The organism is Pseudomonas bharatica CSV86, from assembly GCF_000319305.2.
GTDB classification, from domain to species: Bacteria; Pseudomonadota; Gammaproteobacteria; order Pseudomonadales; family Pseudomonadaceae; genus Aquipseudomonas; species Aquipseudomonas bharatica.
Map to the genome: position 1 here is coordinate 439335 of NZ_AMWJ02000001.1, position 26740 is coordinate 466074.

The window sequence follows — 26740 nt, forward strand, 5'->3', positions numbered from 1 at the left end:
AGTTGTGGCAGGGGCATGGGATCCTTGCGCGTCTTTCTATCGTTGTGAGCTGTTTCCATGAGCAAGACCATCCGAATCGCCGCCGCCCTGTTGATCGACCCGCGCGGGCAGACCCTGCTGGTGCGCAAGCGCGGCACCCTGGCGTTCATGCAGCCCGGCGGCAAGATCGAGGCGGATGAAGCGCCGGTGAGCGCGCTGGCCCGGGAATTGTTCGAGGAACTGGGGTTGCGCATCGACGAAGCGCAGGCCAATTATCTCGGCAACTTCAGCGCGCCGGCGGCGAACGAGCCGGGGTTCGAGGTGGTGTGCGAGCTGTTTCGGGTGGAAACCAGTGCCGAGGTAGTGCCGGCTGCGGAAATCGAAGAGGCGGTGTGGGTGGATGGCGTGAGTGCCGGGGCGTTGGAACTGGCGCCGTTGACCCGGGATTTGATCCTGCCGCTGTATTGTGGTGACTAAACCACCATCGCTGGCAAGCCACATGCGATCCCTGTGGGAGCTGGCTTGCCAGCGATGAGGCCCTGAAGAACAACAAAGAACCCACTGCAAAGGAGTGCACCCGATGATCCCCCTCAACGACTGGCTGCTGTTCACCGGCGCCGCCCTGCTGATGGTCCTGACCCCGGGGCCGAACATGATCTACCTGATCTCCCGCTCCATCTGCCAGGGCCGCATGGCCGGGGTGACGTCCTTGCTCGGTGTGGTCGCCGGCTTCCTGATCCATATGACCGCCGCAGCCATCGGCCTGACCGCGCTGTTCATGGCCGTGCCCCTGGGCTACGACCTGCTGCGCTGGGGCGGCGCAGCCTATCTGTTGTGGATGGCCTGGCGGGCCGTGAAACCCGGCGCCCGTTCGCCCTTCGAACCCCGCGAACTGGCACCGGACTCGCCGCGCAAGCTGGTGTTGATGGGCTTCCTGACCAGCCTGCTGAATCCCAAGGTGGCGATGTTTTACCTGTCGATCCTGCCGCAGTTCATCACCCCGGAACACGGCTCGGTGCTGGCGCAGAGCCTGATCCTCGGCATCACCCAGATCAGCGTGAGCTTTACCGTCAACCTGCTGATCGCCCTGTTCGCCGCCGGCATTTCCGCCTGGTTCATGCGCTATCCGCTGTGGCTGATGCTGCAGCGTTATGTGATGGGCTTCGTCCTCGCTGCCCTGGCGCTGCGCCTGGTGCAGGAGCAGCGCAAGCTGGCCTGAGCCTCAGCGCACGGCACTGACGCCGTCGAGGGTGGAGAACGAAGTGTCCTTGGCGGTCAGCAGGAAATCGCGCATATACGGCGCATCGAGCATATCGGTGCGCACCGCCGCGTAGAGCGTGGCGAACAGCCCTTTCTCACCCAGGCGCTTGGCCTTCACATAGCCTCGCGAGCTGTATTCGTGCAGCGCCCAGTGTGGCATGCCGCAGACACCCCGGCCGCTGGCCACCAGTTGCATCATCATCACCGACAGTTCCGCGGTGCGCACCTGCGCCGGCTCGACGTCCGCAGGTTCGAGGAAGCGGGTGAAGATGTCCAGGCGATCACGCTCCACCGGGTAGGTGATCAGGGTTTCCTTGGCCAGGTCTTCCGGTACCACGTAGGGTTTGCTGGCCAGGGGTGCTGGTTGGCCACGGCGAGCATGGCCTCGTAGGTGAACAGCGGCACGTAGGTGATGCCGGCCAGGTCCAGCGGGTCGGAAGTCACTACCAGGTCGAGGTCGCCGCGGGCCAGGGCCGGTAGCGGGGCGAAGGCGAAGCCCGAGGCCAGGTCGAGTTCGACTTCGTGCCAGGCATCGCGGAACTGGTCGATGGTCGGCATCAGCCACTGGAAACAACTGTGGCATTCGATAGCCATGTGCAGGCGCCCGGCGGTGCCGCCGGCCAGGCGGGCGATATCCCGTTCGGCGCCGCGCAGCAACGGCAGGGTGGCATCGGCCAATTGCAGCAGGCGCAGGCCGGCGCTGGTGAAGCGGATCGGTTTGGTCTTGCGCACGAACAGCTGCATGCCCAGGCGTTCTTCCAGCTCCTTGAACTGGTGCGACAGCGCCGATTGGGTCAGGTGCAGGCGCTCGGCGGCTTCAACCAGGCTGTCGGCTTCGCGCAGGGCGTGCAGGGTTTTCAGATGGCGGATTTCCAGCACCCGGCATTCTCCATGAGAAATCTTTAAGGAAAACAGAATGCCGGTGAGTTTGTCTCATGCAGCGCCGGCTGTCGACCGGCGCTGCCCGAACGGCTATTGCGAGGCCGGCTGACGGAACAGCTCGGCGAAGTGCTTTTTCGCCATCGGCCGACCGATATCACCGCGCCAGATACGCTCGGCGCCCTCGCCCTGGGCCAGTTGCCATTGCAGGCCGAGACGGCGCTGCTCGGCAATCTTCAGGTGGGCCTTGGTGAAGCGCTCGAAGCCCGGGGTCTGGTTCTGGTAGTGGAAATGCGCATACCACAGGCTGTAGGGCTGGCCCTGGGTCAGGTCGCGGATCTCGTACTCCAGAAGGAAATCCGGTTGCCCATCGATGCGCTTGGGCAGCTTGGTCAGGGTGCCGATCTTGCGAATATCCACGGCTTTTTGTTCGAGCAGGTAATCGAGGACGCCTTCGTTGGGTGTCTTGCTCGTCAGCGACTGACGGATGCGCAGGGCGCGCCCGGTGCTGACCAGATCGTCGGCCTTGCGCCGCAGCATGTCGAGCAGTTCGGCTTGTGGAGCCTGCTCGGCAATACGCTCGGCGCGTATCCGCAGCTCGTTGGCTTCGCTGAGGAACAGGTGCTCCAGGTTGCGTGGCAGCATGTTGCTGCGAGCATAGCTTTCGATCTTTTCCTGATAGGCGGGCAGCTTGTCCAGGCGCTCGCGGGCTTCGCGCAGCAGGCGCTCGAGGTCCACCGGCGTGCCTGGCTTCGCGTTGTTCGGCTCATCGAGCCGACGCCAGCGTCCGGCTTTTCCAGGCACATAGACCTCGGTAGCGTTGTTGACCCGATTGATGGTCATGCGCCGTTGCGGGCCGCCAGCGTCTTCCTCCACGCCGATGAAGAACTGGTTGTCCTCGGTCTCGAACAGCTTGCGTGCTACCGACGGGCCGCGTCCCGGTCCGGGTGCTGGCTTCGTGACAGGCTCGGGGATCTTCTGTTTCCAGCGCTCGGCAACTTCGCTGATCGATTGCAGATGCTCCAGCAGCGGCTCGACGAAATCATGGTCGAAGCAGTGCGAGTAGCTGGTGGACCAAGCCCGAAGGTTATAGCTGTAGCGCTCGAAGGTATCGATGCAGGCTTCCAGCATGCGCTTGCGCTGCTCGCCGCTGCTGCGTACCGCCGGCAGATGGAAAAGGTTGTTGAGGCTGCGATCCACCTCGGTTCGCGCCTGCGCCACGGGGATCTGCAGGTAGAACCAGGATTCGTCGGTGGCGGTTTCATAGCGGTTGATCACTTCCAGGTAGTTGCGCACCTTGAGGATGTCGCAGGTCGCCTGGTTGAAGTTGTTGCGTGCGTAGGCGATATCCTCGGCAACCTTGGCTTTTTGCGTGGCATTGGTGATGCGCTTGCTCCAGGTCTCGATGGCATGGGTGTAGTTGGCCACGGCCTGGAGCTTGCCCAGCACCTGGATCCGCAGGACCTTGCGCCGCTTCATGATCTCCAGGTGCCTGGAAACCTCGGTGGCAGGTGTGCTGGCGGTCTGTTCAACGAGCCGGTCGACCTGGTCGAGGATCTCCGTGGCGCTGCGCTTGACCCCGTTGAGTTCGTTGGCCAAGCGATTGACCTGCAGCCAGGCGACCCGGCTCATCAGGTCGCGGGCGCGGGTGCGGTTATTGCCGGCACTGAGCTGCGCCAGCTCCTCCAGCTCCGGATAGACCTTTTCGGCAATCTGCCGCTCGTAGGCGAAGTGGTTGGCCAGTTTCTCCGCCTGGCGATAGCGCTGGCCGTCGTCGGTCAGGCGGTTGAACAGGCGCTGGGCATCGGCCGTTTGCAGATTCAGGCGGTGCAGCTCGCGCAACTGGTAGTCGGTGCTGCTTTGCAGGGTACGCAGGCGGCGCAGCCCGGCATCCACCCACCAGCGCGGCAGGCGATCGCGGATTACCGTCGGCCACAGCGGATCGAGGCCATCGGCGATATGGCCGATCACGTTGCCGCCGCCATTGACCGGACTGACCACATTGACGCCGTAGAGCGCGCCATGGGTGTCCCACTGGCCGTTGTCGTCCAGGGCGATCGGCTGGCGGTAACCCTTGTCCTTGCCGAGCAGGCGCCAGGTATGCCGGCTTTCGTCGAACGTCACCTGGTACAGGCGACCGTGGTTGAGGATGAAGTCGCCCTGCTCGTGCCGGTAGATGTTGCGGTAGATACCCTCGCTGGCCGGGGCGACATCGGCCAGGGACAGCTCGCCGGCATATTCGTAGCCACTGAAGCGCTGCACCGCCGTGCGCCCGGCGATGCGCCCGGAGGAGAGACGGTCGAGCCCGTTGAGGCGGCGCTGGCGGGTGACCTGGCGCAGGGCGGCCGGGTTGACGCTGATGCCCGGCAGCAGGTCCATCACTCCGTCGAGCAGGCACATCAATACCCATTCCAGCTGCTGCAGGGCTTCCCCGTTGTCGCCACGCTGGAAGGCCGCCGCCGCCTCGTTGGCCGCCAGCCAGCCGTCGAAGGCGGCAACCAGGGTGCCGACGAAGGGCACCGCACCTAAGGCCATCTTGATGTAATTGAAGACCATGCCGCTTTCCAGGGCATGGCGCTCCATGAACAGGTCATGGCGCGAGCGTGACGAGGAGCGGTGGGCGACGATCAGCCGGCCCTTGTGCGCGTCGCACAGGTGGGCGGCCAGGGAGGTGGTCGCAGGCCATGCCAGGCCGATGGCGATGATGCCGTCGAACTGGCGAACGCAGGCCGCATCGATCCGGGCGAGATGTGCCGCGACATCACCGGCCAGCGCACGGCCGGCCAGGTACCGGGCCATGGAGGTATCGAAACACAGGCGGAACACTGCCCGGCGCGCGCTCTCCAGGCTGTCGAACTGGCGCAGGAACTGGCCGTCCGGGCTGTCCGGAAGATACAGCAGGGTAGTGTCGGCGTCGTGGATCAGGGTGATGCCGGACAGGCCGGCCGCATGGCCTTCGGTATCGTCACCACCGCTGGCCAGGAGCACTGGCACCAGGCTTACCTGCGGGCTGCCCATGTCGATGGCGGCATCGAGCAACGCCTTGCCCTGCTGATCGATGCGTTGCTGGCGCAGGGCGGCCTCGCCCTGGATGCGCAACATCAGGCGCAGCGGGTCGAGCAGGCATTGCTGGCGATACTCGGCGGCGAACGGCGACTCGCTGGTACTGCCCATGAAGGCCGCGAGGATCTTCTGTTCATAGCGCCCGGCCACATCAAGGTCGCTGACCAAGGTTTCCAGCCAGTCCTGGGTGATGCCGGCAAGAACCCGGGGATGCTCGGCGCCGGTACCGCCACTGACCAGCACGCGCATGAACAGCAGGCGCTGTTGCATGGGCAGATCGATGTTCTGCAGGGCCAGGTCTTCCAGGTACAGCCGGCTGCGCTCGCTGCTTGGGACGGTAATCAGTTTCGACGGCGTCCCCGGCGCGCCGGAGCCGGGCACCGGGTCGCGGCTGTAGGTGACGGTGTCCGGCAGATCGAGCTGCACCTGCACGTCGCTGCTCAGTGCGAAGGCCTCGCGCAGGCGCGCCGCAACCTGCCGCCGGGCGAACTCGCCGCGCAGGGGCAGGGCACCGGACAGGTAATTGCGCGAACGTTGCACGGCGGCCAGATAGTCCTCGATGAGCTGCTTGAGCTGCTGGCGCTCGCTGGCATCCAGACGATCGAGCCAGCCCGGGGCCTGACGCGCCAGGGCCAGCGTGCGGTGCTGTTCCAGCAGATGCTGTCGTGCCATGTCGCGGGCGGCATGGGTGGGCACCCGCAGTTTTTCCAGGGTGTCCTCGCGCAGGGCATGCAGGACGGGCTCCAGGGTTTCATCCGTGCTGACAGCCTGCAGCTCGCGCAGTGCCGCTTCGTACCTGGACAGTTGCCGGGCGAGGCTGTAATCGAAGGCATCTTCGGCCAGCGGCAGGATGCCAAGGCTGTGTTCGCCGGGCACGATCCTGAAGAATTCCCGTTCCAGCGCCTGGCGTGAGGCGAAGCCTTGCAGGCCGCCGCCTGCGCCCGGCCAGTAGAGCAATAGCGGCTGGGCGGCCGACAGCTGCCCTTGGTCATCGCTATGACCGATCAGCAAAACGCCTTCCAGCTCATGCACGCCGGGCTGGTCGTGGCGTTGCAGGTACAGCGTGGCGACGATCACCGGGTCCAGGCGCTGTACGGCCTGGGGCGCCAGCAGTACAGCTTCGAGCAGGGCGCGCTGGCCGGCATCCAGCAAGTTCATTGCCTGCTGAATATCCGCTTCGGCGCGCAGGCCGCTGATACGCGCCTGTTTCAGGGCCAGGTAGTGGCTGCTGGTGCGATCGGGCACCTGCGGTGCGAGCAGGGCCGAGGCGGCGGCGAAGCTGGCGGTTTCGGCGCCGGCCAGGGTGTCGAGGGCATCGAGCAGGCTGGCGGGCAATTGCCCGGCATTGGCATCGGCCAGGTTTTCGAAAGCGACGAGCTGTTGCTCGACCTTGGCCACCCGGGCGCTGAAGGGCAGGTCCTGGTACAGGGTGCCGAAGCTGTCGGCCAGCGATGACCCGGCATCGTCAAAGGCAGGCCGCGGCGGGGCGTCGGCCAGCAGGGGCGTATTCAGGCGCCAGCTATCGAACGCGAGGGCGGCTTCTGCGGTATCGGCGTCGAGACGACGCAAGCGCACCGCGCCGAGCAGGCGCTTGAAGGCGCTGTCCAGCGGCGCGGCAACGCTTTCGTGATCGATACCGAGGCAGTCGCGGAGCAGCCCGGGGTGTTGTAGCAGATGCCGCTCCAGCGCGTCAGCGCTGTCGAAGGCCTGCAACGTGGGGTTATGGCTGGGCAGGTAGAGCAGCTGCCCGGCGATGACCAGCGCGCCGGGCAGCGAACGCTGGCTGCCGGAGACCTGGCGGCCATGGGGAATCGTGGCGTGGCGGGTGTGCTGCAGGTCCGACAGCTGATCGACCGTCAGGCAGCCCTCGGCGAAGGCGTGGATGCAAGCGGCCTGGAAATGCTGGCGGAAGTGCCGGGCGGCGTCGGCCAGGCGACTGATGGCGGTGTGCGGGGCACGACCGCTCCAGTAGTCCTGCCACTGGCGGTCGCGTTCGTCGCGAGTCTTCGCGGTATCGATGGTAGGAACGTCGCGCAGCAGCTCCAGCAGGCGCCGGTGGCTGCGCTGCAGGGTGCGGCTGGCATCGAGAAACAGGTTTTCGTCCAGTTGCCGGGGCGTATCGAGATGGCGGGCCAGGTCGAAATCAACTACGTCCATGAGGGGGTGGTCCGGGGTGTCGAGCATGGGCTTGTCCTTATGAGGGCCAGGGAAGGCGGATTTGAGGGCAAGCCATCAGGGGCAGGGCGGTAGTTATGTGTTGTTCTTCCCGGCCCTATCGCTGGCAAGCCAGCTCCCACAGGGTTTTGCGGCGCCTGCGGTCCCTGTGGGAGCTGGCTTGCCAGCGATAGGGCCCGCAAAGGCAACACAAGGCCATTGGGCAGGGTTCACGAAATTGTCACCGAACTGTGGCAGCGCGCCGGCACGAACATCATCACACTCGCGTTCTACTGGGGATTTCGTTTTCGGTGTTTTTTCCATGCGGGTTTGTTTATTTCTACTGGCGCTGTCATGCGCCTGTTTTTCGTGGGCGGCGCCGCGCTGCGATGTGCATGCGCCTGTCCAGCAGGCGCAACTGAAGCAGGTCAGCCTGGCTTACCAAAGCGTTGGTCGCGCCACTGATCCGGCCTTGTTGCTGATCATGGGCCTGGGCGGACAATTGATCCATTGGCCCGACGAGGTGGTGGAGGCGCTGTGCAAGCAGGGTTTCCGGGTGATTCGCTACGACAACCGTGATGTCGGCCTGTCGCGCTGGAACCAGCCACCGGCTGACGCCAGCCTGGCCTATGAACTGTTGCGCTACCGTCTCGGTCTGTCGGTGAGCGCGCCCTATACCCTGGAAGACATGGCCGAGGACAGCCTGGAACTGATGGCGTACCTGGGCCAGGAGCGTTTCCATGTCCTGGGCGTGAGCATGGGCGGAATGATCGCCCAGCACGTGGCGGCCATGGCCTCGGACAAGGTCGAGAGCCTGACCCTGATCATGTCCAGTTCCGGCGCCCAGGGCCTGCCGGCACCAAGCCCGGCGCTGATAAGCCAGTTGGCCCGGCGCAGCGCTCCGAACCGCGAGGTGGCCATCGAGCAGCAGGCCGATCTGCTGGCGGCGCTGGGCAGCCCGCAGGTACAGGATGATCGTCGGGTGCTGTTGCAACAGGCGGCGCAGTCCTATGACCGTGCCTTCAATCCGGACGGGGTGAAACGCCAGATCATGGCGATCCTCGCCGAGCCGAGCCGGGTCGAGCTGCTCAATCGCCTGCGGGTGCCGACGCTGGTCGTGCACGGCACCGCCGACCCGCTGCTGCCGGTGATGCATGGCGTGCACCTGGCGGCGCATATCCAGGGCAGCCAGCTGGCCCTGATCCCCGGCCTGGCCCATCGTTTCCAGGAGCCGTTCAAGGCGGCGCTGCTGGGGGCGGTGCTGCCGTACCTGCAATCACACCGTGCCGACGATATCCGTCATATCGCCCAGCGTTAGTGCCAGCGGCCCCTGTCCGTTCAGCCCAGACCGTACTTCTTCACTTTGTCGAACAGGGTGGTCTTGGCCATGCCCAACTCCTGGCTGGCCTGGCTGAGATTGCCCCCGGTGCGTTGCAGGGCGTCGCTGAGCAGGTTGCGTTCGAAGGCTTCCACCGCCTCGGCAAAGCCGACACCCTGCGACGTGGCGGCGCCGGCCTTCTTGAAGGCCGGCAGGCCGAGGGCGAAGCGCTCGGCGACATTGCGCAGTTCGCGCACGTTGCCCGGCCAGTCGTGGCTCATCAGGCGCGACAGGGTCTGGCTGTCCAGTTGCGGGGCTTCGCGGTCGAAGCGCAGGGAGGATTGCTGGAGGAAGTGCTCGAACAGTTGCAGGATGTCTTCCCTGCGCTCGCGCAGCGGTGGCAGTTCCAGCGTGACCACGTTGAGCCGGTAATACAGGTCGCTGCGGAACTGGCCGCTTTGGCCGAGGGACTCCAGATCGGACTTGGTGGCCGCGATCACCCGGCAGTCCACCGGGATGCTCTGGTTCGAACCGAGGCGCTCCAGGGTGCGCTCCTGCAGGACCCGCAGCAATTTGATCTGCAGATTGATCGGCATGCTCTCGATTTCATCGAGGAACAGCGTGCCGCCGTTGGCGTGCTCGATCTTACCGATACGGCGCTTGCCGGCGCCGGTAAAGGCATTGGCTTCATGACCGAAGATTTCGCTTTCGAACAGGTTCTCCGGCAACCCGCCGCAGTTCAGGGCAACGAAGGGCTGGCCCTGGCGCCGACTGAAGTCGTGCAGGCAGCGCGCCACCAGCTCCTTGCCGGTACCGGTCTCGCCTTCGATCAGCACGTTGGCCGAGGTGTCGGCGACATTGGCGATCAGCTCGCGCAGGCTCTGCATCGCCGGCGAGCGGCCGATGATGCGGCCTTCGAGGGTGCTGCGCTCGGCCAACTGGCGGCGCAGGGCGAAGACTTCCCGGGCCAGGCCGCGTTGTTCGAGGGCCCGGCGCACCACGTCCACCAGGCGTTCCGGCGAGAAGGGTTTCTCCATGAAGTCGTAGGCACCGTTGCGCATGGCGCCGACGGCCATGTCGATGTCGCCATGACCGGTGATCAGCACCACCGGCAGGCTGCTGTCACGGGCCTTGAGGCGGGTCAGCAGTTCCAGGCCATCGATGCCGGGCAGGCGGATATCGCTGACGACGATCCCGGCGAAGTCGTCGCCGATCCGCTCCAGGGCCTGTTCTGCGCTGCCCACGCCTTCGCTGACGATATCTTCCAGGGCCAGCGCCTGCTGGCAGCCGAGCAGCACATGCGGGTCGTCTTCGACGATCAGGACGGTAAGGGGCGATGTGTTCATAGGGACTCGGCGGGTTCCGCGGATTCTGTGGAGGCTTGGAGCAGCGGCAGGCTGAGGATGAATGCGGTGCCGCCGCCGGCGGGATGTTCGACGCCCAGGCTGCCACCGGCGGCGGCGGCCAGGCTGGCGGACAGGGTCAGGCCGAGGCCCAGGCCGTGCTCGCCGGGTTTGGTGGTGAAGAAGGGTTCGAACAGGTGCTTGCGGGTTTCGTCGTCGATGCCATGGCCGTTGTCGCGCACCCGCAGGCGATATTTGCCATCCTGCACGTCGCCTTCCAGCCACAGCTCCGGCAACGGGACCGCGGCCATGGCATCGAGGGCGTTGCCGATCAGGTTCACGAGAATCTGCTCCAGGCGGGTCTGGTCGATCTTCAATTGCTGTTCGCTGTAGTTGCTGTGCAGCTTCAGGTGGCACGCCTCGATGCGCGCGGCGAGCACCTGCAGGGTGGCCTCCACCGCCTTGGCCAGCGAGGCCTGGCCGTGATCGTCGCCGCGCCGGGCAAAGGAGCGCAGGCTGGCGGTGATGCGGCCCATGCGGTCGATCAGGTCGTTCATGGTCAGCAGGTTGGCGCTGGCGATCTCCAGCGAGCCGCGCTGGAGGAAACGCACGGTGTTGCCGGACAGGGTACGCAGCGCCGCCAGCGGCTGGTTCAGTTCATGGGCGATGCTGGTGGACATCTGCCCGATGGCCGCCAGCTTGCCGGCCTGGACCAGCTCGTCCTGGGCATGGCGCAGGGTTTGTTCGGCCTGGCGCCGCTCGCGGATCTGCGCCTTGAGGCGGTCGTTGCTGGCCCGCAGGTCGGCGGTGCGCTCGGCGATCTTGCGTTCCAGCTGGTTGTTGGCTTCTTCCAGGGCTTCGCGGGCGGCGAGGCGGGTGGCGATCACCTTGCGCCGCTCGTTCCAGGCGATGGCGAGGATGGTCAGCAGGGCGAAGGCGATGGCCACCAGCACGCCCTGGATGATCGACTCGCGGCGCAGGTCCTGCAGCGGTGTAAGCAGGGTGAAGTGCCAGGGCGTATCGGCCAGGCGCCGGGTCTGGGCCAGGTAGGAGACCTCATGGGTGCCGTCGTCGAGCCGGGCATTGGCCGGGAAGGTGAGTTTCTCCAGGCCGTCGCCGAGTTTCTCGCGGTCCAGCGGTTGCAGCTCGTCGAGCGAGAACCAGTAGTACTGCAGGCTGCGGGCCAGGCGTTCCTTGACTTCCGCAGGCAGCGGGCGCACCGACTTCAGGCGCCGGGCCGGATCGCTGGAGAGAATGATGATGCCGTTCTCGTCGCTGACGAACGCTTCCAAGCGGGCACGCTGCCAGCGTTCCTCGAGGGTTTCCAGGCGCACCTTGATCACCGCGACGCCGATGATCTTGCCGTGTTCCTCAAGGCCGTGGGCCAGGTAATAGCCGGGTTCGCCGGTGGTGCTGCCGATGCCGTAGAACCGCCCCGGCTGGCCGCGCACGGCATCCTGGAAATAGGCGCGGAACGACAGGTCTTCACCGAGGAAACTGTCGACGTCGCGCCAGTTGCTGGTGGCCTGGACCCGGCCGGTGGTGTCGAGGACAAAGATCGCCCGGCTGCGGCTGCGGCGGTTCAGGCCCTCGAGGTATTCGTTGACGGTCTGGCGGTGCTCGCCGTCCGGCTCGGTGAGCAGCTTCGACACGCTGTCTTCCAGCTCCAGCAGGCTGGGCAGGTAGGTGTACTTGCTGATCTCGCTTTCGACCGTGCGCGCGTGCAGCTCGAGCTGGCGCTCGCCGTTGTCGCTCAAGGTGCGGATGCCGTTGTGTTCGCTGATCAGGTAACCGGCGACGCCCAGGCCGATCGTCAGCAGGAGGATCAGCGGCGGAATCAGCAGATGGCGGATCAGACGGGGTTTCACGGCAAGGGCAGGCTTGGCTGGGCGAAAGAGCGTGGGATCGCATTTCATCACAGAGGCCTTGTAACGACCAGCGCCCGCCGTCCGTGAAACCGGACGACGGGCGCTGCCCGCTTAGTGCTGCAGGATCTTGCTGAGGAAGTGCTGGGTGCGCTCGTGGCGGCCCGACGGGTCACCGAAGAACGCTTCTTTCTGGCAATCCTCGATGATGCTGCCCTTGTCCATGAAGATCACCCGGTTGGCGACCTTGCGGGCGAAGCCCATTTCATGGGTTACGCACATCATGGTCATGCCCTCGTTGGCCAGTTCGACCATCACGTCGAGCACCTCGTTGACCATTTCCGGGTCCAGGGCCGAGGTCGGTTCGTCGAAGAGCATGACGATCGGGTCCATGGACAGCGCCCGGGCGATGGCCACGCGCTGCTGCTGGCCGCCGGAAAGCTGGCCGGGGTGTTTCTTGGCATGGGCGCCGAGGCCGACGCGGTCGAGCAGGGCCAGGCCCTTCTTGGTCGCTTCCGCCTCGCTGCGGCCCAGTACCTTGCGCTGGGCGATGGTCAGGTTCTCGGTGATGCTCAGGTGCGGGAACAGCTCGAAGTGCTGGAACACCATGCCGACGCGGGAGCGCAGCTTGGGCAGGTTGGTCTTCGGATCGGCGATCGAGGTGCCATCGACGACGATGTCGCCCTTCTGGAAGGGCTCCAGGGCGTTGACGCACTTGATCAGGGTCGACTTGCCGGAGCCGGACGGCCCGCAGACCACCACCACTTCGCCTTTCTTGACCTCGGTATTGCAGTTGGTCAGCACCTGGAAGTCGCCGTACCACTTGTTGACGTTCTTGATGGAAATCATACGGTTATCCTTTTCTGCAGACGCTTGACCAGGAAGGAAGCGGAGAAGCTGATGACGAAGTAGACGGCGCCGGCAAACAACAGGAACTCATGGGAGCGTCCGATGATATCGCCGTTGGCACGGGCCGAGTTGAGGAAGTCCACCAGGCCGACGGTGTATACCAGCGAGGTGTCCTGGAACAGGATGATGCTTTGCTGCAGCAGCAGCGGGGTCATCTTGCGGAAGGCCTGGGGCAGGATGATCAGGCGCATGGTCTGGCCGTAGGTCATGCCCAGGGCCTGTGCCGCACCCATCTGGCCCTTGGAGATCGACTGCACGCCGGCGCGGACGATCTCGCAGAAGTAGGCCGCCTCGAACATCATGAACGCCACGACGCAGGAGGTGAACGCACCGATCGGGGTGTCCTCGCCGGTGATCCAGCGCAGCACGAACGGTACCGCCAGGTAGAACCAGGTGATCACCAGCAGCAGCGGGATGGAGCGGAAGTAGTTGACGTAGGCTCCCGCCAGGTTGGCCAGCAGCTTGCTCGACGACAGGCGCATGAGGGCGAGGATGGTGCCCAGGGCGATGCCGCCGACCACGCCCATGACCATGAGTTTCAGGGTCATCAGCATGCCGTCCCAAAGGGCAGGCAGCGCCGGGATGATTTCGCTGAAGTCCAGTTCCATCATTTACCTCCCACGGAAATCAGGCCGGGGACCGCGACCTTCTTCTCGACCATGCGCATGAGCAGCATCAGGCCCATGTTCAGGGTGAAGTAGATCAGCGTCGCCAGGGTGAAGGCTTCGAACAGGTTGGCGGAGAACTCGGCGGTCTGCTTGGTCTGCGCGAGCAGTTCCATCAGGCCGATCAGCGAGGCCACGGACGAGTTCTTGAAGACGTTGAGGAATTCCGAGGTCAGCGGCGGAATGATGATCCGGAATGCCTGGGGCAGCAGCACGTTGCGGTAGATCTGCGACAGGCTGAAGCCCATGGCCCGGGCGGCGGCTTCCTGGCCGCGGGGCAGGGCCTGGATACCGGTGCGTACCTGTTCGCAGACCCGCGCGGCGGTGAACAGGCCGAGGCAGATGACCACGCTTATCAGCGCCGAGGTGGTCGGGTTGAGGTCCTGCTTGAACCACTCCTGCAGGCCTTCGGGCAGCAGGTCTGGCACCAGGAAGTACCAGATGAACAGTTGCACCAGCAGCGGTACGTTGCGGAAGAGTTCCACGTAGCAGGTGGCGATGCCCGATACGAAGCGGTTCGGCACGGTGCGCATCACGCCGAGCACCGAGCCCAGCAGCAAGGCAATGATCCAGGCGGCGATGGCGATGGCGATGGTCCAGCCCAGGCCGGTGATATACCAGTCCAGATAGGTTTCGTCGCCCACGCCGGTGGACTTGAAGAATACGCCCCAGTCCCAGTTGTAATTCATCGGGTCTCCCCTCGGATAGTCGTTTCACGGGCACCTTCCAGCTTCCGGGGGCGCGGACACCCCCGGAGGAAAGGTTAGACACTAAGTGTTGGCCGTGCGGCTGATTCGTACGCTCGAATCAGCCACGTCCGGCATCAGGCGTGGATCAGGACTGTTTTTCGTCCGCGGCTTTGTCGGTGGGGTTCTCGATCAGCTTCTTCAGTTCGTCGCTCATCGGGAACTGCAGGTTCAGGCCTTTTGGCGGCACTGGCTGCTGGAACCACTTGTCGTAGATCTTGTTGATCTCGCCGGACTTGTAGAGGGCGACGATGGCGTCATCCACGGCTTTCTTGAAGGCCGGGTCGTCCTTGCGCACCATGCAACCGTAGATCTCGTACGACTGTGGAGTACCGGTGATGACCCAGTCGCTCGGTTTCTTGGCCTTGGCCATTTCGCCGGCGAGCAGGGCGTCGTCCATCATGAAGGCCACGGCGCGGCCGCTTTCCAGCATGTTGAAGGCTTCGCCGTGGTCCTTGGCGGAGATCACGTTCATCTTCATCTGCTTGTCGGCGTTCATTGCCTTGAGCAGGCGCTCGGAGGTGGTGCCGGCGGTGGTCACCACGTTCTTGCCGGCCAGGTCCGGGAAGTCCTTGTAGGCGGGTTGACCGTCCTTGACCTTGGTCAGCAGGCGGGTGCCGACTTCGAAGATGCCGACCGAGAAGGCTACCTGCTGCTGGCGCTCGACGTTGTTGGTGGTGGAGCCGCATTCCAGGTCGACGGTGCCGTTCTGCACCAGCGGGATACGGGTCTGGGAGGTGACCAGGTTATAGCGGGCCTTGAGGTCTGGAGCGTTCAGCTCTTTCTTCAGGTGTTCGACCACCGCTACCTGGATGTCGTGGGAGTAGCCCACTGGCTCCGGCTTGCCGGCCAGGTAGGAGAACGGGATGGAGGAGTCGCGGTGGCCCAGGGTGATGGTGCCCGAGTCCTTGATCTTCTTCAGGGTGCCGGTCAGCTCTTCGGCCATGACCGGGGAAGAAATCACGGCGGCTGCGATTGCAGCGCCCAACAGATGACGAACGATACGCATCGAATTTTCCTCGAAGTGTGCTTGTTTTTCTTATGAGGCCGTTGGCCGGCCGTTCGTTCAGCGACCGCTGCGTTTGTACAACGGCGCATCCGGGTTGTGAGTGTAGAGCATGAGTCGTGCCAGGCCGTGATTTCGATCATCAAAGCCCGTCCTACAGGGGTAGCAGAGGTTTTTGACGGAGGTTTTACAGGCTGGAATGTACGGCGGGCCGAATAGTGCGGGGCAGGGCGTTCGGGAAACCGAACGGCTTATAAACATCTTGTTTCATGTGCCGGTCTTTCGGGCCTCATCGCTGGCAAGCCAGCTCCCACAGAGTCGGCAGCGCCGCGGACCCTGTGGGAGCTGGCTTGCCAGCGATAGGGCCCTCAGCAGCACTGAAAAATCAAGCAGCTTGGTTCAATTCCCGGCGTTGCAGATAACCCGCCAGGTTCTGCTGCTCAGCCTCGGTCATGAACAGCCCCAGCTTGCTACGCCGCCACAGGATGTCCTCGGCCGAGACGGCCCACTCTTCCCGGCACAGATAATCCACTTCCCGCGCGAACAGCCCGCCACCCATGGCTTCACCGAGGTCTTCCGGCCCCTTGGCGCCATCCAGCAACTGCCAGGTGCGGCTGCCATAGGTCAGCGCCCAGCGCCGGGCCAGTGCCGCCGGCAGCCAGCCGAAGCGGGCGAGGATCTCGTCGCACAGCGCCTGCGGTGTGCTCATGCCTTCGCCCCCTGGCAGCGGTGCAGTGGCGGTCCAGCTTGCGGTCATCCGGGGGAACCACGGCGCCAGTTCTGCCATGGCCGATTCGGCCAGCTTGCGGTAGGTGGTCAGCTTACCGCCGAACACCGACAACAGGGGCGCCTGGCCGTCCTGGGAGGACAGCGCCAGGGTGTAGTCGCGGGTTACCGCCGACGGATTGTCCGATTCGTCGTTGCACAGCGGGCGTACGCCGGAATAGGTGTGGAGGATGTCGTCGCGGCTGAGACGCTGCTTGAAATGCTGGTTGACCACCTTGAGCAGGTAGCCGGTTTCCTCTTCGCTGATTTTCACCTGGGCCGGATCGCCGCTGTACTCGCGATCAGTGGTGCCGATCAGGGTGAAGCGCTCCAGGTAGGGAATGCAGAAGACGATGCGCTGGTCTTCGTTCTGCAGGATGTAGGCGTGCTCGCCCTCGTAGAATTTCGGCACGATCAGGTGGCTGCCCTGGATCAGGCGGATGCCATAGGGGGCGTCGAGCTGCAGGTCGTCCTTGATGAACTTCGCCACCCAGGGGCCGGCGGCATTCACCAGCGAACGGGCCTGGATGCTTTGCAGGCTGCCATCGGCATGTTCGATCTGCACGTTCCACAGCTTGCCGTGGCGGCTGGCGCTGACGCAGCGGGTGCGGGTGCGGATATGCGCACCGCGCTCGCGGGCGGCCATGGCGTTGAGGGTCACCAGGCGGGCGTCGTCCACCGCGCAATCGGCGTATTCGAAACCGCGGGTGATCTCCGCCTTCAGCGGGTTTTCCGGGCCGAAGCGCAGGCTGCGCGAAGCGCCAAGCTTCTTGCGCTTGCCGAGGTTGTCGTAGAGGAACAGGCCGGCGCGGATCATCCAGGCCGGGCGCAGGTGCGGCCGGTGCGGCAGAACGAAGCGCATCGGCTTGACGATATGCGGCGCCTTGGCCAGCAGCACTTCGCGCTCGGCCAGTGCTTCGCGGACCAGGCGGAATTCGTAATGTTCGAGATAGCGCAAGCCACCATGGATCAGCTTGCTGCTGGCCGAGGAGGTGTGGCTGGCAAGGTCATCCTTTTCGCAAAGGAACACCGACAGGCCGCGTCCGGCCGCGTCGGCGGCGATGCCGACGCCATTAATGCCGCCACCGATGACGACGACATCATAGATTTCGGCAAGGGTGGGAGCATTGGACTGGGACACGGCACGGCCTCTCGAAAGTCGTTTGATATCTTTTCTGAACATTAATGTTCACATTCGAAAATGTTAGCCGAACAAAAAGCCCGCCACCAGTCGCTTTTCATAGAAAATACTGATCGGATGACAAACAAGTGAAAAATTTCGAACATTGACGCCGCCACCGGGTGCAGTGGCGGATCGAGGCGGGATCAGACGACTTCGAGGCGGATCTTGTGCTGGTTGAGCAACTGGGTGAGGGCGCTGACCGGTGCCTGGTCGGTCACCAGACAGTCGATCAGGCTGATCGGGCCCAGGCGTACCATGGCGTTGCGCCCGAACTTGCTGGAGTCGGCAGCGAGGATTACCTGGCGCGCGTTGGCGATGATCGCCTGGGATACGCGTACTTCCTGGTAATCGAAGTCCAGCAGGCTGCCGTCCTCGTCGATGCCGCTGATGCCGACCAGGGCGAAGTCCACCTTGAACTGATTGATGAAATCGACACTGGCCTGGCCGACCACGCCACCGTCGCGGCGCACGTTGCCGCCGGCCAGTTGCACCTCGAAATCGTCCTTGGCGCTGAGGATCGACGCTACATGCAGGTTGTTGGTGATGATCTTCAGGTGGCTGTGGTTGAGCAGCGCACGGGCGATGGATTCAGTAGTGGTGCCGATATTGATGAACAGCGAGGCATGGTCGGGAATCTGCCGCGCCACGGCTTCGGCGATGCGCTGCTTCTCGTCGCGCATCTGGTCGGCACGCATGGCATAGGCGGTGTTTTCGATACTGGAGTCGTAGGCCGCGCCACCGTGATAACGGCGTAGCAGATTGACCTCCGCCAACTGGTTGATATCGCGGCGGATGGTTTGCGGAGTGACGACGAACAACTGCGCCATTTCCTCGATGCTGACGTAGCCGCGTTCACGGACCAGTTCGAGAATTTGCTGTTGGCGTGGAGGCAGATTCATGGGCGTCCTTTGGGGCAGCCGAAAAATTCTGCAATGATGCCGGAGGAAGGTGCCGGGGACCAGCCTGAAGGCGGCCTCGGCGTGGCTTGCAGCGCAGTCGGAACTGCGCCGCAGTGCTGAAACGTTATTCCTCGTGCGGTTCCCAGTCACGGGTACGATCGACTGCCTTGAGCCAGCCGCGGTAGAGCTTTTCTTTTGGGGTATACGGATTTAATGGTTGATGGGGCACCTTTACCCCACCAACCTGATACCATTATCAGATGGTTGATAGATCGACTCCGTAGTTGAGTTCCTCTGCGAAGTCCGGCAGTCCGTAACCGATGGTTTTCTTGTAGAAAGGAGAGACCTTCGCAGTCGGTGCCTTCTTCTTGTGCTTCGTGGTGTAGAGCATTCGTGCCCGCATCACCTCGAAGGAGTAACCGCGCCCTTCACGGTTCTTGTCCTTGGCCAGTCGGTTGATGGACTCCGTGTAAGCGTTGGTGACGGGCATGTCCGTCTCGAAGTAGGTCATGGTCTCTTCGCGCCAGTTTCCCACTGCCCTGACCAGATCGCTCCAGACTTCCTTTTGGCCCTTCGGGATGGTGGCTATCCACTCGTCCAGGGCGGCTTCTGCCTGGAGCCGTGTGGTGGCGTCCCAGATGCCGTAGAAGCGCTCCTTGTGCTCGTAGGCGGCCAGCAGTTGCGGGAACGCGCCTGTCCAGGTCTCCATGATGAGGCGCTCCCGGTCTGAGACTTCGTGAGCGCGTTTCAGCAGGATTTTCCGGTCTCCCTTGAGAGTCCGGCTCTGGGACGGTTTCAGCTCCTTTCTGAGGCCCTTGCGCACTCTCTCTAGGGCATCGTTGGCCATGCGCACCACATGGAACTTATCGACCACGATACGGGCCTGGGGCAGCACAGCCTTGACCGCTGCCCGGTAGGGGTTCCACATGTCCATGCTGACGATCTCGACCTTCTGCCGGTCTTTCAGCTTCATCAGGTAGTTGGTCACCACGTCCTGGCGGCGGGTGGCCAGCAGGTCGAGCAGGGTTCGCTCCTCAATGTTGGTCAGAATGCAGCGGTAGCGCTTGTTCAGGTATAGCTCGTCAATGCCCAGGATGCGGGGCGTCTCGAAGCGGTGCCAGCGCCCCAGGAACTCGGCGCGGGCGTTGAAGATGTCGCGCACCGTCTTCTCGTCCAGGCCGGTCTGTGCCGCCACAAAGGTGTAGGGGTGGTTGAAGGATTCCTTCTCCACGTACTCATGCAGCCGCAGTGTCATACGGAATCCGTCCACCATCTCCGGTAGCTGGGGCCTGAATGTTGTCTTGCAGGCCCGGCAGGTGTATCGGCGGCGGACCACCCAGAGAGTGACCCGCTTGCCGTGGATGGGCAGATCACGATAGGGAACGTCACGCTTGCCGAACCGCACGAACTCACCCTGCACGCCGCACCCCTCGCAGGCTACTGGTGTAGGTGCTTCAAGCCGAAAATGTATGTCTTCATTCTGCTCATCAGAATCCACCAACTGGTACCCAGGAAGGCTTAACGAATTAATCATCTCCCGCCTTGATCAGAAAAACAGGTAGGTGGCGTAACCGGCAATCATCGCCATAGCAAAAATGACTGCTAAAAACGCCGCTAAAAGCTTCAGCGTGAACAAAGAGCGCAACAGAATGAGCTCAGTCAGGCTGGCTCCGGCACTGCCGATGATCAACGCTAGCACCGTCCCGGCACCCACGCCTTTGGCCATCAGAGCCGCTGCCAGAGGTATGACGGCTTCAGCGCGAATATACAACGGCACGCCGATGACAGCGGCAACTGGAATGGCAAAGGGATTATCTGGGCCTGCATACTGCTCCAATAAGTCAGTGGGCATGAAACCATAGATCACGCTGCCAATCGCAATACCGATGAGCAGGTAAGGCAACACATCGATAAAGTCCGACCAAGCTTCCCGCCACACACCACTGTACTTCCCTTCTTTCTTAACCGTGACAGTGGGTTGACTGTCACAGCATTCGCTAGACGTAGAGACTGTTGTCTTCCTATCAGCCCCGCAAGAAGCCGTCTTCGGAGTGGTGTCGCAGCTGTTGGTGCCGCAACTCGATGCGGTCGATGTAGCACTGCACGGGCTTGCTGATGAACTACATCCACTGCTCTCTTGTGTCGCCGTCCGGCGCACATAACGCTCGAAGCCAAGCGTGTGAAGCAGCCATCCGGCACCTACCGCGACCACCAAAGCGGCGAGCACATAGATAGCAGTAAGTGTCCATCCAAACGTGGCAACCAGCAGGCCGACGACGATAGGATTCAGCAACGGAGATGAGAAAAGAAACACCATCATCGGCCCAAAACCGGCCCGTGCCCGAATCAACCCTTTCAACATGGGGATAGTCGAGCAACTACAGAAGGGCGTTATAGCTCCTAAACCAGCAGCAAGAAAATAGCCTCGCTTCCCACTGGAAGTCAGTAACGCTTCCACCTTGGATGGTGGGATGTGACGTTGAAGAACTCCGACCAGCAAGCTAATGCCAATGAATAAAACCGATAGCTCGATAGCGAGAAAGGCGAACATGCCTAGAGCGTCTTGGAGTTGAGATGACATTCAATATTACTCCTATATTTCTAGTATTGTCGAAATGATGTACGCAGCCTACTTGCGTTTATCCGACCTGTCAACTATAATTCTAGAAACATCGAATTATTGGGGCGTGCTATGGATCACGAAAAGGTTGCAGCCAGCTTAGCTGAGCTAGGGAATAGTCACCGACTGTCCGTGTTCCGCTTTCTGGTCAAAGCTGGCCATGATGGGGCTTCGGTCGGAGATATCCAGAAGGGGCTGGGTATTCCTGCTTCGACGCTATCACATCACCTTGCGCGCATGGCCAAGGTAGGGCTGATCCGGCAGGAGAAACATAGCCGCACGATTGTCTGTATACCCGAGTATGGGCACCTAGAGAATTTGATCGGTTTCTTACAAGAGGAATGTTGTGCAGGTGTCCGGATTGCGCATGAACCAGAACCGCTTTGACGCTTGCCCAGCTCTCGCTGTCCTCCCTAGTCAGCATCGCTATGAAGACTCAGGCGAAGGTGGAAACAGAAAATTGGCAGTAGAGTAGGCTGAAGAGGATCAATCAGATAATCCGCTGAGAAAGATTTTCTTCTTTACATCTTTGGCATTTTATCAACCAGAAATTCCGGATACCCTTCTTTTGCAGCTTCGTCCAGTTGCGGGGTGAACTCCCGCTCGATCAGCGCCTTGCCGCGCAACTCGTCCAGGCCGCTCCAGAAACCGCAGGCCAGGCCTGCCAGGTAGGCGGCGCCCAGGGCAGTGGTTTCGCGCATTTGCGGACGCTCGACGCAGGTGCCGAGAATGTCTGCCTGGAACTGCATCAGGAAGTTGTTGGCCACCGCGCCACCGTCCACGCGCAGGGCGCTGAGGCGCTGGCCGCAGTCTTGCTGCATGGCATCGAGAACGTCGCGGGTCTGGTAGGCGATGGATTCCAGGGCGGCGCGGATGATGTGATCGACCTTGACCCCGCGGGTCAGGCCGAACAGCGCGCCGCGCGCATACGGATCCCAGTAGGGCGCGCCAAGGCCGGTGAAGGCCGGCACCAGGTACACGCCGTTGCTGTCCTTGACCTTGCTGGCGAAGTACTCGGTGTCATGGGCGTCGTTGACGATCTTGAGTTCGTCGCGCAGCCATTGCACGGTGGAGCCGCCGTTGAACACTGCACCTTCCAGCGCGTAGGCCACTTCGCCCCGCGGGCCGCAGGCGATGGTGGTCAACAGGCCGTGGGACGACTGCACGGCCTTCTCGCCGGTGTTCATCAGCAGGAAGCAGCCAGTACCGTAGGTGTTCTTGGCCTGGCCGGGCTCCACGCACATCTGGCCGAACAGCGCGGCCTGCTGGTCACCGGCGATACCGGCGATGGCGATGTTGCTCTTGGTATAGCCGTAGATTTCCGAAGAGGGACGTACCGGCGGCAGCATCTGTTTCGGGATGCCCAGCACTTCGAGCATCCTTTCGTCCCATTGCAGGGTATGGATGTTGAACAGCATGGTCCGCGAGGCGTTGGTGTAGTCGGTGACATGCACCTTGCCGCCGGAGAATTTCCAGATCAGCCAGGTATCGACGGTACCGAACAGCAGCTCGCCGCGCTCGGCACGCTCGCGCACGCCCTCGACGTTGTCGAGGATCCACTTCAGCTTGGTTCCGGAGAAGTACGGGTCGGTGACCAGGCCGGTGGTTTCGCGGATGTAGTCCTGCAGGCCGTCGCGCTTGAGCTGCTCGCAGATCTCGGTGCTGCGCCGGCACTGCCAGACGATGGCGTTGTACACCGGGCGCCCGGTTTCCTTGTCCCAGACCACGGTGGTTTCGCGCTGGTTGGTGATACCGATGGCAGCCACCTGGTCATGGCTGATGCCGGCCTGGGCCAAGGCCTCGACCATGGTCGCACTCTGGGTGGCGAAGATTTCCATCGGATCGTGCTCGACCCAGCCGGCTTGCGGATAGTGCTGGGCGAACTCGCGCTGGGAGGTCCCGACGACGTTGGCGTCACGGTCGAAGATGATGGCCCGCGAACTGGTCGTGCCCTGGTCGAGGGCAATGATGTAGTTCTTGTTCTGAAGGTCGGTCATGTCGTTGGCCTTGCAGTGAATAGGGTTGGAGTCAGGGGTCGCTGATCAGGACGCCTGGGTCTTGCCTTGAGCGGTGTCGTCGCTCGCGGCGGTGGCCGCAGCGGGGCTCGGCAGGCTGCGGGAGAACACGCCGCGGTACAGCGCGGCGCCAAGACTGGCTCCCATGATCGGCGCGAAAACCGGAACGAGGAAGTAGGGAATCTCGCGACCGCCGGTAAAGGCGACTTCGCCCCAACCGGCGAGGAAGGTCATCAGCTTGGGCCCGAAATCACGAGCCGGGTTCATCGCGAAGCCGGTCAGCGGGCCCATGGCGCTACCGATCACGGCGATCAGCAAGCCGATCAGCAGCGGGGCCAGCGGGCCGCGGGGCAGGCCATTGTTGTCGTCGGTCAGGGCCATGATCACGGCCATGAGGATGGCGGTGATCACCACTTCGACGAGGAAGGCCTGGCCGGTGGACAGGGCCGGATGCGGGTAGGTGGAAAACACCGAGGCCAGCTCGAGGCTGGCCTGGCTGCCACGGACCAAGGCATGGGTCTGTTCGTAATCGAAGAACAGGTTGCTGTAAAGCGCGTATACGAGCGCCGCACCGCAGAAGGCGCCGGCGACCTGAGCGAGGATATAGAAGGGCAGTTTGCCTTTTTCGAAACCGGCGAACAGGCACAGGGCGATGCTCACTGCCGGGTTCAGGTGCGCGCCGGAAATCCCGGCGGTCAGGTAGATCGCCATGCTTACGCCGATCCCCCAGATGATGCTGATTTCCCAGAGGCCGAAGCTGGCACCCGCGACCTTGAGCGCGGCCACGCAACCGGTGCCGAAGAAGATCAGCAGCGCGGTGCCGAAGAATTCCGCCAGGCATTGGCTGGATAACGTCGGTTGTTGTAGAGCAGTCGTCATTCGATACCTCGGTTCTTGTTGTTGTGAGGCGCAGTGAGCGCTCGACGGAAAGCCCGGCGGAAATCCCCATTTCCGGTCAGGCGGGGGTGGACATGCACCTTATAAGGGCAGCTATATTCAGAAACGAAAAAATATAGACAAGAAACGCTGATGTCAAAGGTCGAAAGCGAACCATGATTCATAAACTGACTGGCGGCCCACATGTCGTCCGGGCCTCGTCCTACAAGCCGATGGTTGTATGTCGGGATTTGTCCTACAGTAGCCAGCGAATCGAAACCGAACATCGCTGTTGGAGCCTTGCATGACCCCTGCTCTCGATCTGTTGAAGAAGGTGCGCGCCGAACATCGCATTCACAGTTACGAACACGACCCCAAGGCCGCTTCCTACGGCCTCGAGGCGGCTGAAAAGCTGAATTTGAATCCGCAGCAGGTGTTCAAGACGCTGCTGGCGGCAACCGAGAAGGGCGAATTGCTGGTAGCGGTGGTACCGGTGGTGGGGACGCTGGACCTGAAGGCGCTGGCACAGGCTGCCGGGGCGAAGAAGTGCGAAATGGCGGATCCGGCGGCGGCGCAGCGTTCAACCGGCTACCTAGTCGGGGGAATCAGCCCACTGGGTCAGAAGAAACGTCTGAGGACTTTTATCGACAAATCCGCAGAGGATTTTCCGACCATCCACGTCAGTGCCGGGCGTCGGGGGTTGGAAGTGGAACTGGCGGCGGGGGTGCTGGCGGAGCATACCCAAGGGAAGTTTGCGGCGATCGGGAAAGAATAGAAGCGTGAGCGTTGTGCTATCCCTGTGGGAGCTGGCTTGCCAGCGATTTGGTTAGACCTGACAACATCATTGCTCAGGCCGGCCTCATCGCTGCGGTGCGGCGGTCCGACAAGCCAGCTCCCACAGGAACCAGTCAGCTTGAACTGTACCGGCGAACGCCGTTCTCGCCGGCAGGCAGCCTGGCCTCGACACTGCCCGACGCCGCAAACAGCACCAGGTGATCCGCCGCCACCGAGATCCCCACCTCCTGGCTAATTTGATAGTCCAGATGACTCGGGAAAATCGCCTCCAGTTGCGTACCGGTAGCCAGTTGCAGCCGGTACAGGGTCGAAGCCCCCTGGAAACTCTTGCCGATGACCTGCGCGTTCAGCGCGCTCCCTGGGGCATGCACGATATCGTCAGGCCGCAGCAGCACATCCACCGCGCTACCCACCGGCAGGGTATAGGCGCGATTGCCACGCAGTTCACCCAGTTCGGTCTGTACGGTTTCCGGGCTGAGCAACTGGCCGCGGATGAAGTAACCCTGGCCGATGAAGCTGGCCACGAACGGCGTGGCCGGCTCGTGATAAAGGTTGTAGGGCGTATCCCATTGCTCCAGCCGGCCTTCCTTGAACACGCCGACATGGTCGCTGACGGCAAAGGCCTCCTCCTGGTCATGGGTGACCAGGATCGCGCTGGTGCCGCGGCTCTTGAGGATGTCGCGAACCTCATGGCTGAGGCGCCGGCGCAGTTCGACGTCGAGGTTGGAGAAGGGTTCGTCGAGCAGCAGCAACTGCGGCTCTGGCGCCAGGGCGCGAGCTAGGGCGACCCGTTGCTGCTGGCCGCCGGACAGTTCATGGGGGTAGCGCCCGCCAAGGCCGCCGAGCTTGACCAGTTCCAGCATCTCCTTGACCACGTCCTGCTGGCGCGGATGCTTGCCGATGCCGAAGGCGACGTTCTGCGCCACGGTCAGGTGCGGAAACAGGGCGTAGTCCTGGAATACCATGCCGATCCGGCGCTTTTCCGGGGCCAGGGTGAACCCTGCCCTGGAAATTACCTCGCCTGCCAGGCTGATCTCGCCGTCATGCACCGGCTCGAAGCCAGCGATGGCGCGCAGGGTGGTGGTCTTGCCGCACCCCGAGGAGCCCAGCAGGCAACCGATGTCGCCGGCATTGAGGTGAAGGTTGAGGTTCTGGACGATGCGCGCCTCGCCATAGCCGCAGGCGAGGTTGCGCAGGTTGAGCAACAGAGGCTGACTCATGCGTGGTGATAGGCCGGTTCGACAAGGAATTCGAGAAGTGCCTTCTGGGCATGCAGGCGGTTTTCCGCTTGGTCCCAGGCAACGGCACGCGGATCGTCGAGTACGTCCATGCTGATCTCCTCGCCGCGGTGGGCGGGCAGGCAGTGCATGAACAGTACGTCGGCAGCGGCCAGGTCGAGCAGTTCGCGGGTTACCTGGTACGGCGCGAAATGCTCCAGGCGGCGGGCGGTTTCGTCTTCCTGGCCCATGGAGGTCCAGACGTCGGTGCTGACCAGGTGGGCGCCGCGCACGGCGTCTTTTGGATCGCGGACGATCTGCACGCGGTCACCGGCCTGGGCGACGAAGCGCGGATCCGGCTCGTAGCCTTCCGGGCAGGCGACGCGCAGTTGGAAGTCGAACTGGATGGCCGCTTCTATATAGCTGTTGCACATGTTGTTGCCGTCGCCGATCCAGGCCACGGTCTTGCCCTGGATCGAGCCGCGATGCTCGAGGAAGGTCTGCATGTCGGCCAGCAACTGGCACGGGTGCAGGTCGTCGGACAGGCCGTTGATCACCGGCACACGGGAGTTGGCGGCGAATTCGGTCAGGGTGCTGTGGGCAAAGGTGCGGATCATCACGGCATCGAGCATGCGCGACATGACGATGGCGCAGTCGCCGATCGGCTCGCCGCGGCCCAGCTGGGTGTCGCGCGGGGAGAGGAAGATCGCCTGGCCACCAAGCTGGATCATGCCGGCCTCGAAGGACAGCCGGGTACGCGTCGAGGACTTCTCGAAGATCATGCCCAGCACGCGATTTTTCAGGGGCTCGAAGAGTACGCCGCGGTTACGCAGGTCTTTCAGCTCGATCCCTCGGCGGATCACACTGACCAGTTCATCGGCGGTGAAATCCATCAGGGAGAGAAAGTGCCTAGCGCTCATCATTGACTACCTTTTTGCAACAGACCGCAGATCAGCCAATACCGGTTTTCGGAAACACGGATGAGACCTGCGGCGTAAGCCGCACGGGGCGACGAAATAGGGGAAGGCGCAATACTATAATTAAATGTCGCGTCTTACCAAGTGGGGGCTGCCTCGACGGTCTTGGTCGAATACAACGCGTGCCGTCTGTCTGCTCCTTTTTCAAGAGCAAGGGAGCTTTTTACACTGCCCCGGAAGGACTTTGCAACGCAAGGACGGGGCTT

20 protein-coding genes and 1 pseudogene are annotated in these 26740 nt (G+C 62.9%); 5 read left to right on the forward strand and 16 right to left on the reverse strand.

What is annotated here, in order from left to right; all coding sequences use genetic code 11:
• Positions 1-57 precede the first annotated feature (57 nt).
• Both CSV86_RS02035 and CSV86_RS02040 read left to right on the forward strand, forming a co-directional pair.
• The gene (locus tag CSV86_RS02035) at positions 58-456 is read left to right on the forward strand and encodes an NUDIX hydrolase (protein ID WP_009399804.1); all 399 of its coding nucleotides are present in this window, start codon (positions 58-60) and stop codon (positions 454-456) included.
• A gap of 103 nt (positions 457-559) precedes the next feature.
• Entirely contained in the window at positions 560-1198 is a 639-nt protein-coding gene (locus CSV86_RS02040) for a LysE family translocator (RefSeq protein WP_009399802.1), read from the forward strand.
• Between the two features lie 3 nt (positions 1199-1201).
• On the opposite strand, the pseudogene metR reads toward CSV86_RS02040, so the two are convergent.
• Positions 1202-2118 (reverse strand): annotated as a pseudogene (gene metR / locus CSV86_RS02045) (transcriptional regulator MetR).
• A gap of 93 nt (positions 2119-2211) precedes the next feature.
• Positions 2212-7365, reverse strand: a complete 5154-nt coding sequence (locus CSV86_RS02050) for a dermonecrotic toxin domain-containing protein (protein WP_009399795.1) — start codon at positions 7363-7365, stop codon at positions 2212-2214.
• A gap of 292 nt (positions 7366-7657) precedes the next feature.
• Here CSV86_RS02050 and CSV86_RS02055 point away from each other — a divergent pair, with 292 nt between their 5' ends.
• The gene (locus tag CSV86_RS02055) at positions 7658-8653 is read left to right on the forward strand and encodes an alpha/beta fold hydrolase (protein ID WP_037060430.1); all 996 of its coding nucleotides are present in this window, start codon (positions 7658-7660) and stop codon (positions 8651-8653) included.
• A gap of 20 nt (positions 8654-8673) precedes the next feature.
• Here CSV86_RS02055 and aauR read toward each other — a convergent pair whose 3' ends face one another.
• From aauR to CSV86_RS02105, 10 genes are all read right to left on the reverse strand, one after another.
• Entirely contained in the window at positions 8674-9999 is a 1326-nt protein-coding gene (gene aauR, locus CSV86_RS02060) for a two-component response regulator AauR (RefSeq protein WP_009399787.1), read from the reverse strand.
• Positions 9996-11912: a two-component sensor histidine kinase AauS gene (aauS, locus tag CSV86_RS02065; RefSeq protein ID WP_009399783.1), complete on the reverse strand. Its 1917-nt coding sequence runs from the start codon at positions 11910-11912 to the stop codon at positions 9996-9998. The genes aauR and aauS overlap by 4 nt, the downstream gene beginning before the upstream one ends.
• Positions 11913-11975: 63 nt before the next feature.
• A complete protein-coding gene (locus CSV86_RS02070) occupies positions 11976-12710 on the reverse strand; it encodes an amino acid ABC transporter ATP-binding protein (RefSeq protein ID WP_009399781.1) in 735 nt (244 codons plus the stop codon).
• On the reverse strand, positions 12707-13378 hold the full coding sequence (locus tag CSV86_RS02075) for an ABC transporter permease subunit (protein ID WP_009399779.1): 672 nt from the start codon (positions 13376-13378) through the stop codon (positions 12707-12709). Before CSV86_RS02075 ends, CSV86_RS02070 begins: the two co-directional genes overlap by 4 nt.
• Positions 13378-14124, reverse strand: coding sequence for an amino acid ABC transporter permease (locus CSV86_RS02080; RefSeq protein ID WP_009399778.1), 747 nt, complete (start codon positions 14122-14124; stop codon positions 13378-13380). Before CSV86_RS02080 ends, CSV86_RS02075 begins: the two co-directional genes overlap by 1 nt.
• 145 nt (positions 14125-14269) lie before the next feature.
• Positions 14270-15190 carry a glutamate/aspartate ABC transporter substrate-binding protein gene (locus tag CSV86_RS02085; RefSeq protein WP_009399777.1) on the reverse strand — a complete coding sequence of 307 codons (921 nt, stop codon included), beginning with the start codon at positions 15188-15190 and terminating at the stop codon, positions 14270-14272.
• 382 nt (positions 15191-15572) lie between these two features.
• Positions 15573-17093 (reverse strand): glycerol-3-phosphate dehydrogenase, encoded by a 1521-nt coding sequence (gene glpD / locus CSV86_RS02090; RefSeq protein WP_009399776.1) that lies wholly within the window; start codon positions 17091-17093, stop codon positions 15573-15575.
• A 185-nt stretch (positions 17094-17278) separates the two neighbouring features.
• Complete coding sequence (locus CSV86_RS02095; RefSeq protein ID WP_009399774.1) at positions 17279-18034, reverse strand: DeoR/GlpR family transcriptional regulator; 756 nt, start codon at positions 18032-18034, stop codon at positions 17279-17281.
• Between the two features lie 256 nt (positions 18035-18290).
• On the reverse strand, positions 18291-19568 hold the full coding sequence (locus CSV86_RS02100; protein WP_000610830.1) for an ISL3 family transposase: 1278 nt from the start codon (positions 19566-19568) through the stop codon (positions 18291-18293).
• A 12-nt stretch (positions 19569-19580) separates the two neighbouring features.
• Positions 19581-20585 (reverse strand): permease, encoded by a 1005-nt coding sequence (locus CSV86_RS02105; RefSeq protein WP_040363373.1) that lies wholly within the window; start codon positions 20583-20585, stop codon positions 19581-19583.
• Between the two features lie 141 nt (positions 20586-20726).
• Between CSV86_RS02105 and CSV86_RS02110 the strand changes: the two genes are divergently transcribed.
• Positions 20727-21041, forward strand: a complete 315-nt coding sequence (locus CSV86_RS02110; protein ID WP_000349485.1) for an ArsR/SmtB family transcription factor — start codon at positions 20727-20729, stop codon at positions 21039-21041.
• Positions 21042-21175: 134 nt separating this feature from the next.
• Here CSV86_RS02110 and glpK read toward each other — a convergent pair whose 3' ends face one another.
• Together glpK and CSV86_RS02120 are read right to left on the reverse strand one after the other, a co-directional pair.
• A complete protein-coding gene (gene glpK, locus CSV86_RS02115; protein ID WP_170394313.1) occupies positions 21176-22651 on the reverse strand; it encodes a glycerol kinase GlpK in 1476 nt (491 codons plus the stop codon).
• A 45-nt stretch (positions 22652-22696) separates the two neighbouring features.
• On the reverse strand, positions 22697-23548 hold the full coding sequence (locus tag CSV86_RS02120; protein ID WP_009399766.1) for an MIP/aquaporin family protein: 852 nt from the start codon (positions 23546-23548) through the stop codon (positions 22697-22699).
• A 301-nt stretch (positions 23549-23849) separates the two neighbouring features.
• Between CSV86_RS02120 and ybaK the strand changes: the two genes are divergently transcribed.
• Complete coding sequence (gene ybaK / locus CSV86_RS02125; protein ID WP_009399764.1) at positions 23850-24320, forward strand: Cys-tRNA(Pro) deacylase; 471 nt, start codon at positions 23850-23852, stop codon at positions 24318-24320.
• A 133-nt stretch (positions 24321-24453) separates the two neighbouring features.
• Here ybaK and CSV86_RS02130 read toward each other — a convergent pair whose 3' ends face one another.
• Positions 24454-25560: an ABC transporter ATP-binding protein gene (locus CSV86_RS02130; RefSeq protein WP_009399757.1), complete on the reverse strand. Its 1107-nt coding sequence runs from the start codon at positions 25558-25560 to the stop codon at positions 24454-24456.
• Positions 25557-26477, reverse strand: a complete 921-nt coding sequence (gene argF / locus CSV86_RS02135; protein ID WP_009399755.1) for an ornithine carbamoyltransferase — start codon at positions 26475-26477, stop codon at positions 25557-25559. The genes CSV86_RS02130 and argF overlap by 4 nt, the downstream gene beginning before the upstream one ends.
• Positions 26478-26740: the final 263 nt, after the last annotated feature.

Bases quoted from the DNA above. Each gene is read 5' to 3' on its own strand.
- CSV86_RS02035 (WP_009399804.1), top strand. From the start codon at position 58: ATGAGCAAGACCATCCGAATCGCCGCCGCCCTGTTGATCGACCCGCGC.
- CSV86_RS02040 (WP_009399802.1), top strand. From the start codon at position 560: ATGATCCCCCTCAACGACTGGCTGCTGTTCACCGGCGCCGCCCTGCTG.
- CSV86_RS02050 (WP_009399795.1), bottom strand. From the start codon at position 7,365: ATGCTCGACACCCCGGACCACCCCCTCATGGACGTAGTTGATTTCGAC.
- CSV86_RS02055 (WP_037060430.1), top strand. From the start codon at position 7,658: ATGCGGGTTTGTTTATTTCTACTGGCGCTGTCATGCGCCTGTTTTTCG.
- aauR (WP_009399787.1), bottom strand. From the start codon at position 9,999: ATGAACACATCGCCCCTTACCGTCCTGATCGTCGAAGACGACCCGCAT.
- aauS (WP_009399783.1), bottom strand. From the start codon at position 11,912: ATGAAATGCGATCCCACGCTCTTTCGCCCAGCCAAGCCTGCCCTTGCC.
- CSV86_RS02070 (WP_009399781.1), bottom strand. From the start codon at position 12,710: ATGATTTCCATCAAGAACGTCAACAAGTGGTACGGCGACTTCCAGGTG.
- CSV86_RS02075 (WP_009399779.1), bottom strand. From the start codon at position 13,378: ATGGAACTGGACTTCAGCGAAATCATCCCGGCGCTGCCTGCCCTTTGG.
- CSV86_RS02080 (WP_009399778.1), bottom strand. From the start codon at position 14,124: ATGAATTACAACTGGGACTGGGGCGTATTCTTCAAGTCCACCGGCGTG.
- CSV86_RS02085 (WP_009399777.1), bottom strand. From the start codon at position 15,190: ATGCGTATCGTTCGTCATCTGTTGGGCGCTGCAATCGCAGCCGCCGTG.
- CSV86_RS02095 (WP_009399774.1), bottom strand. From the start codon at position 18,034: ATGAATCTGCCTCCACGCCAACAGCAAATTCTCGAACTGGTCCGTGAA.
- CSV86_RS02100 (WP_000610830.1), bottom strand. From the start codon at position 19,568: ATGATTAATTCGTTAAGCCTTCCTGGGTACCAGTTGGTGGATTCTGAT.
- CSV86_RS02105 (WP_040363373.1), bottom strand. From the start codon at position 20,585: ATGTTCGCCTTTCTCGCTATCGAGCTATCGGTTTTATTCATTGGCATT.
- CSV86_RS02110 (WP_000349485.1), top strand. From the start codon at position 20,727: ATGGATCACGAAAAGGTTGCAGCCAGCTTAGCTGAGCTAGGGAATAGT.
- glpK (WP_170394313.1), bottom strand. From the start codon at position 22,651: ATGACCGACCTTCAGAACAAGAACTACATCATTGCCCTCGACCAGGGC.
- CSV86_RS02120 (WP_009399766.1), bottom strand. From the start codon at position 23,548: ATGACGACTGCTCTACAACAACCGACGTTATCCAGCCAATGCCTGGCG.
- ybaK (WP_009399764.1), top strand. From the start codon at position 23,850: ATGACCCCTGCTCTCGATCTGTTGAAGAAGGTGCGCGCCGAACATCGC.
- CSV86_RS02130 (WP_009399757.1), bottom strand. From the start codon at position 25,560: ATGAGTCAGCCTCTGTTGCTCAACCTGCGCAACCTCGCCTGCGGCTAT.
- argF (WP_009399755.1), bottom strand. From the start codon at position 26,477: ATGAGCGCTAGGCACTTTCTCTCCCTGATGGATTTCACCGCCGATGAA.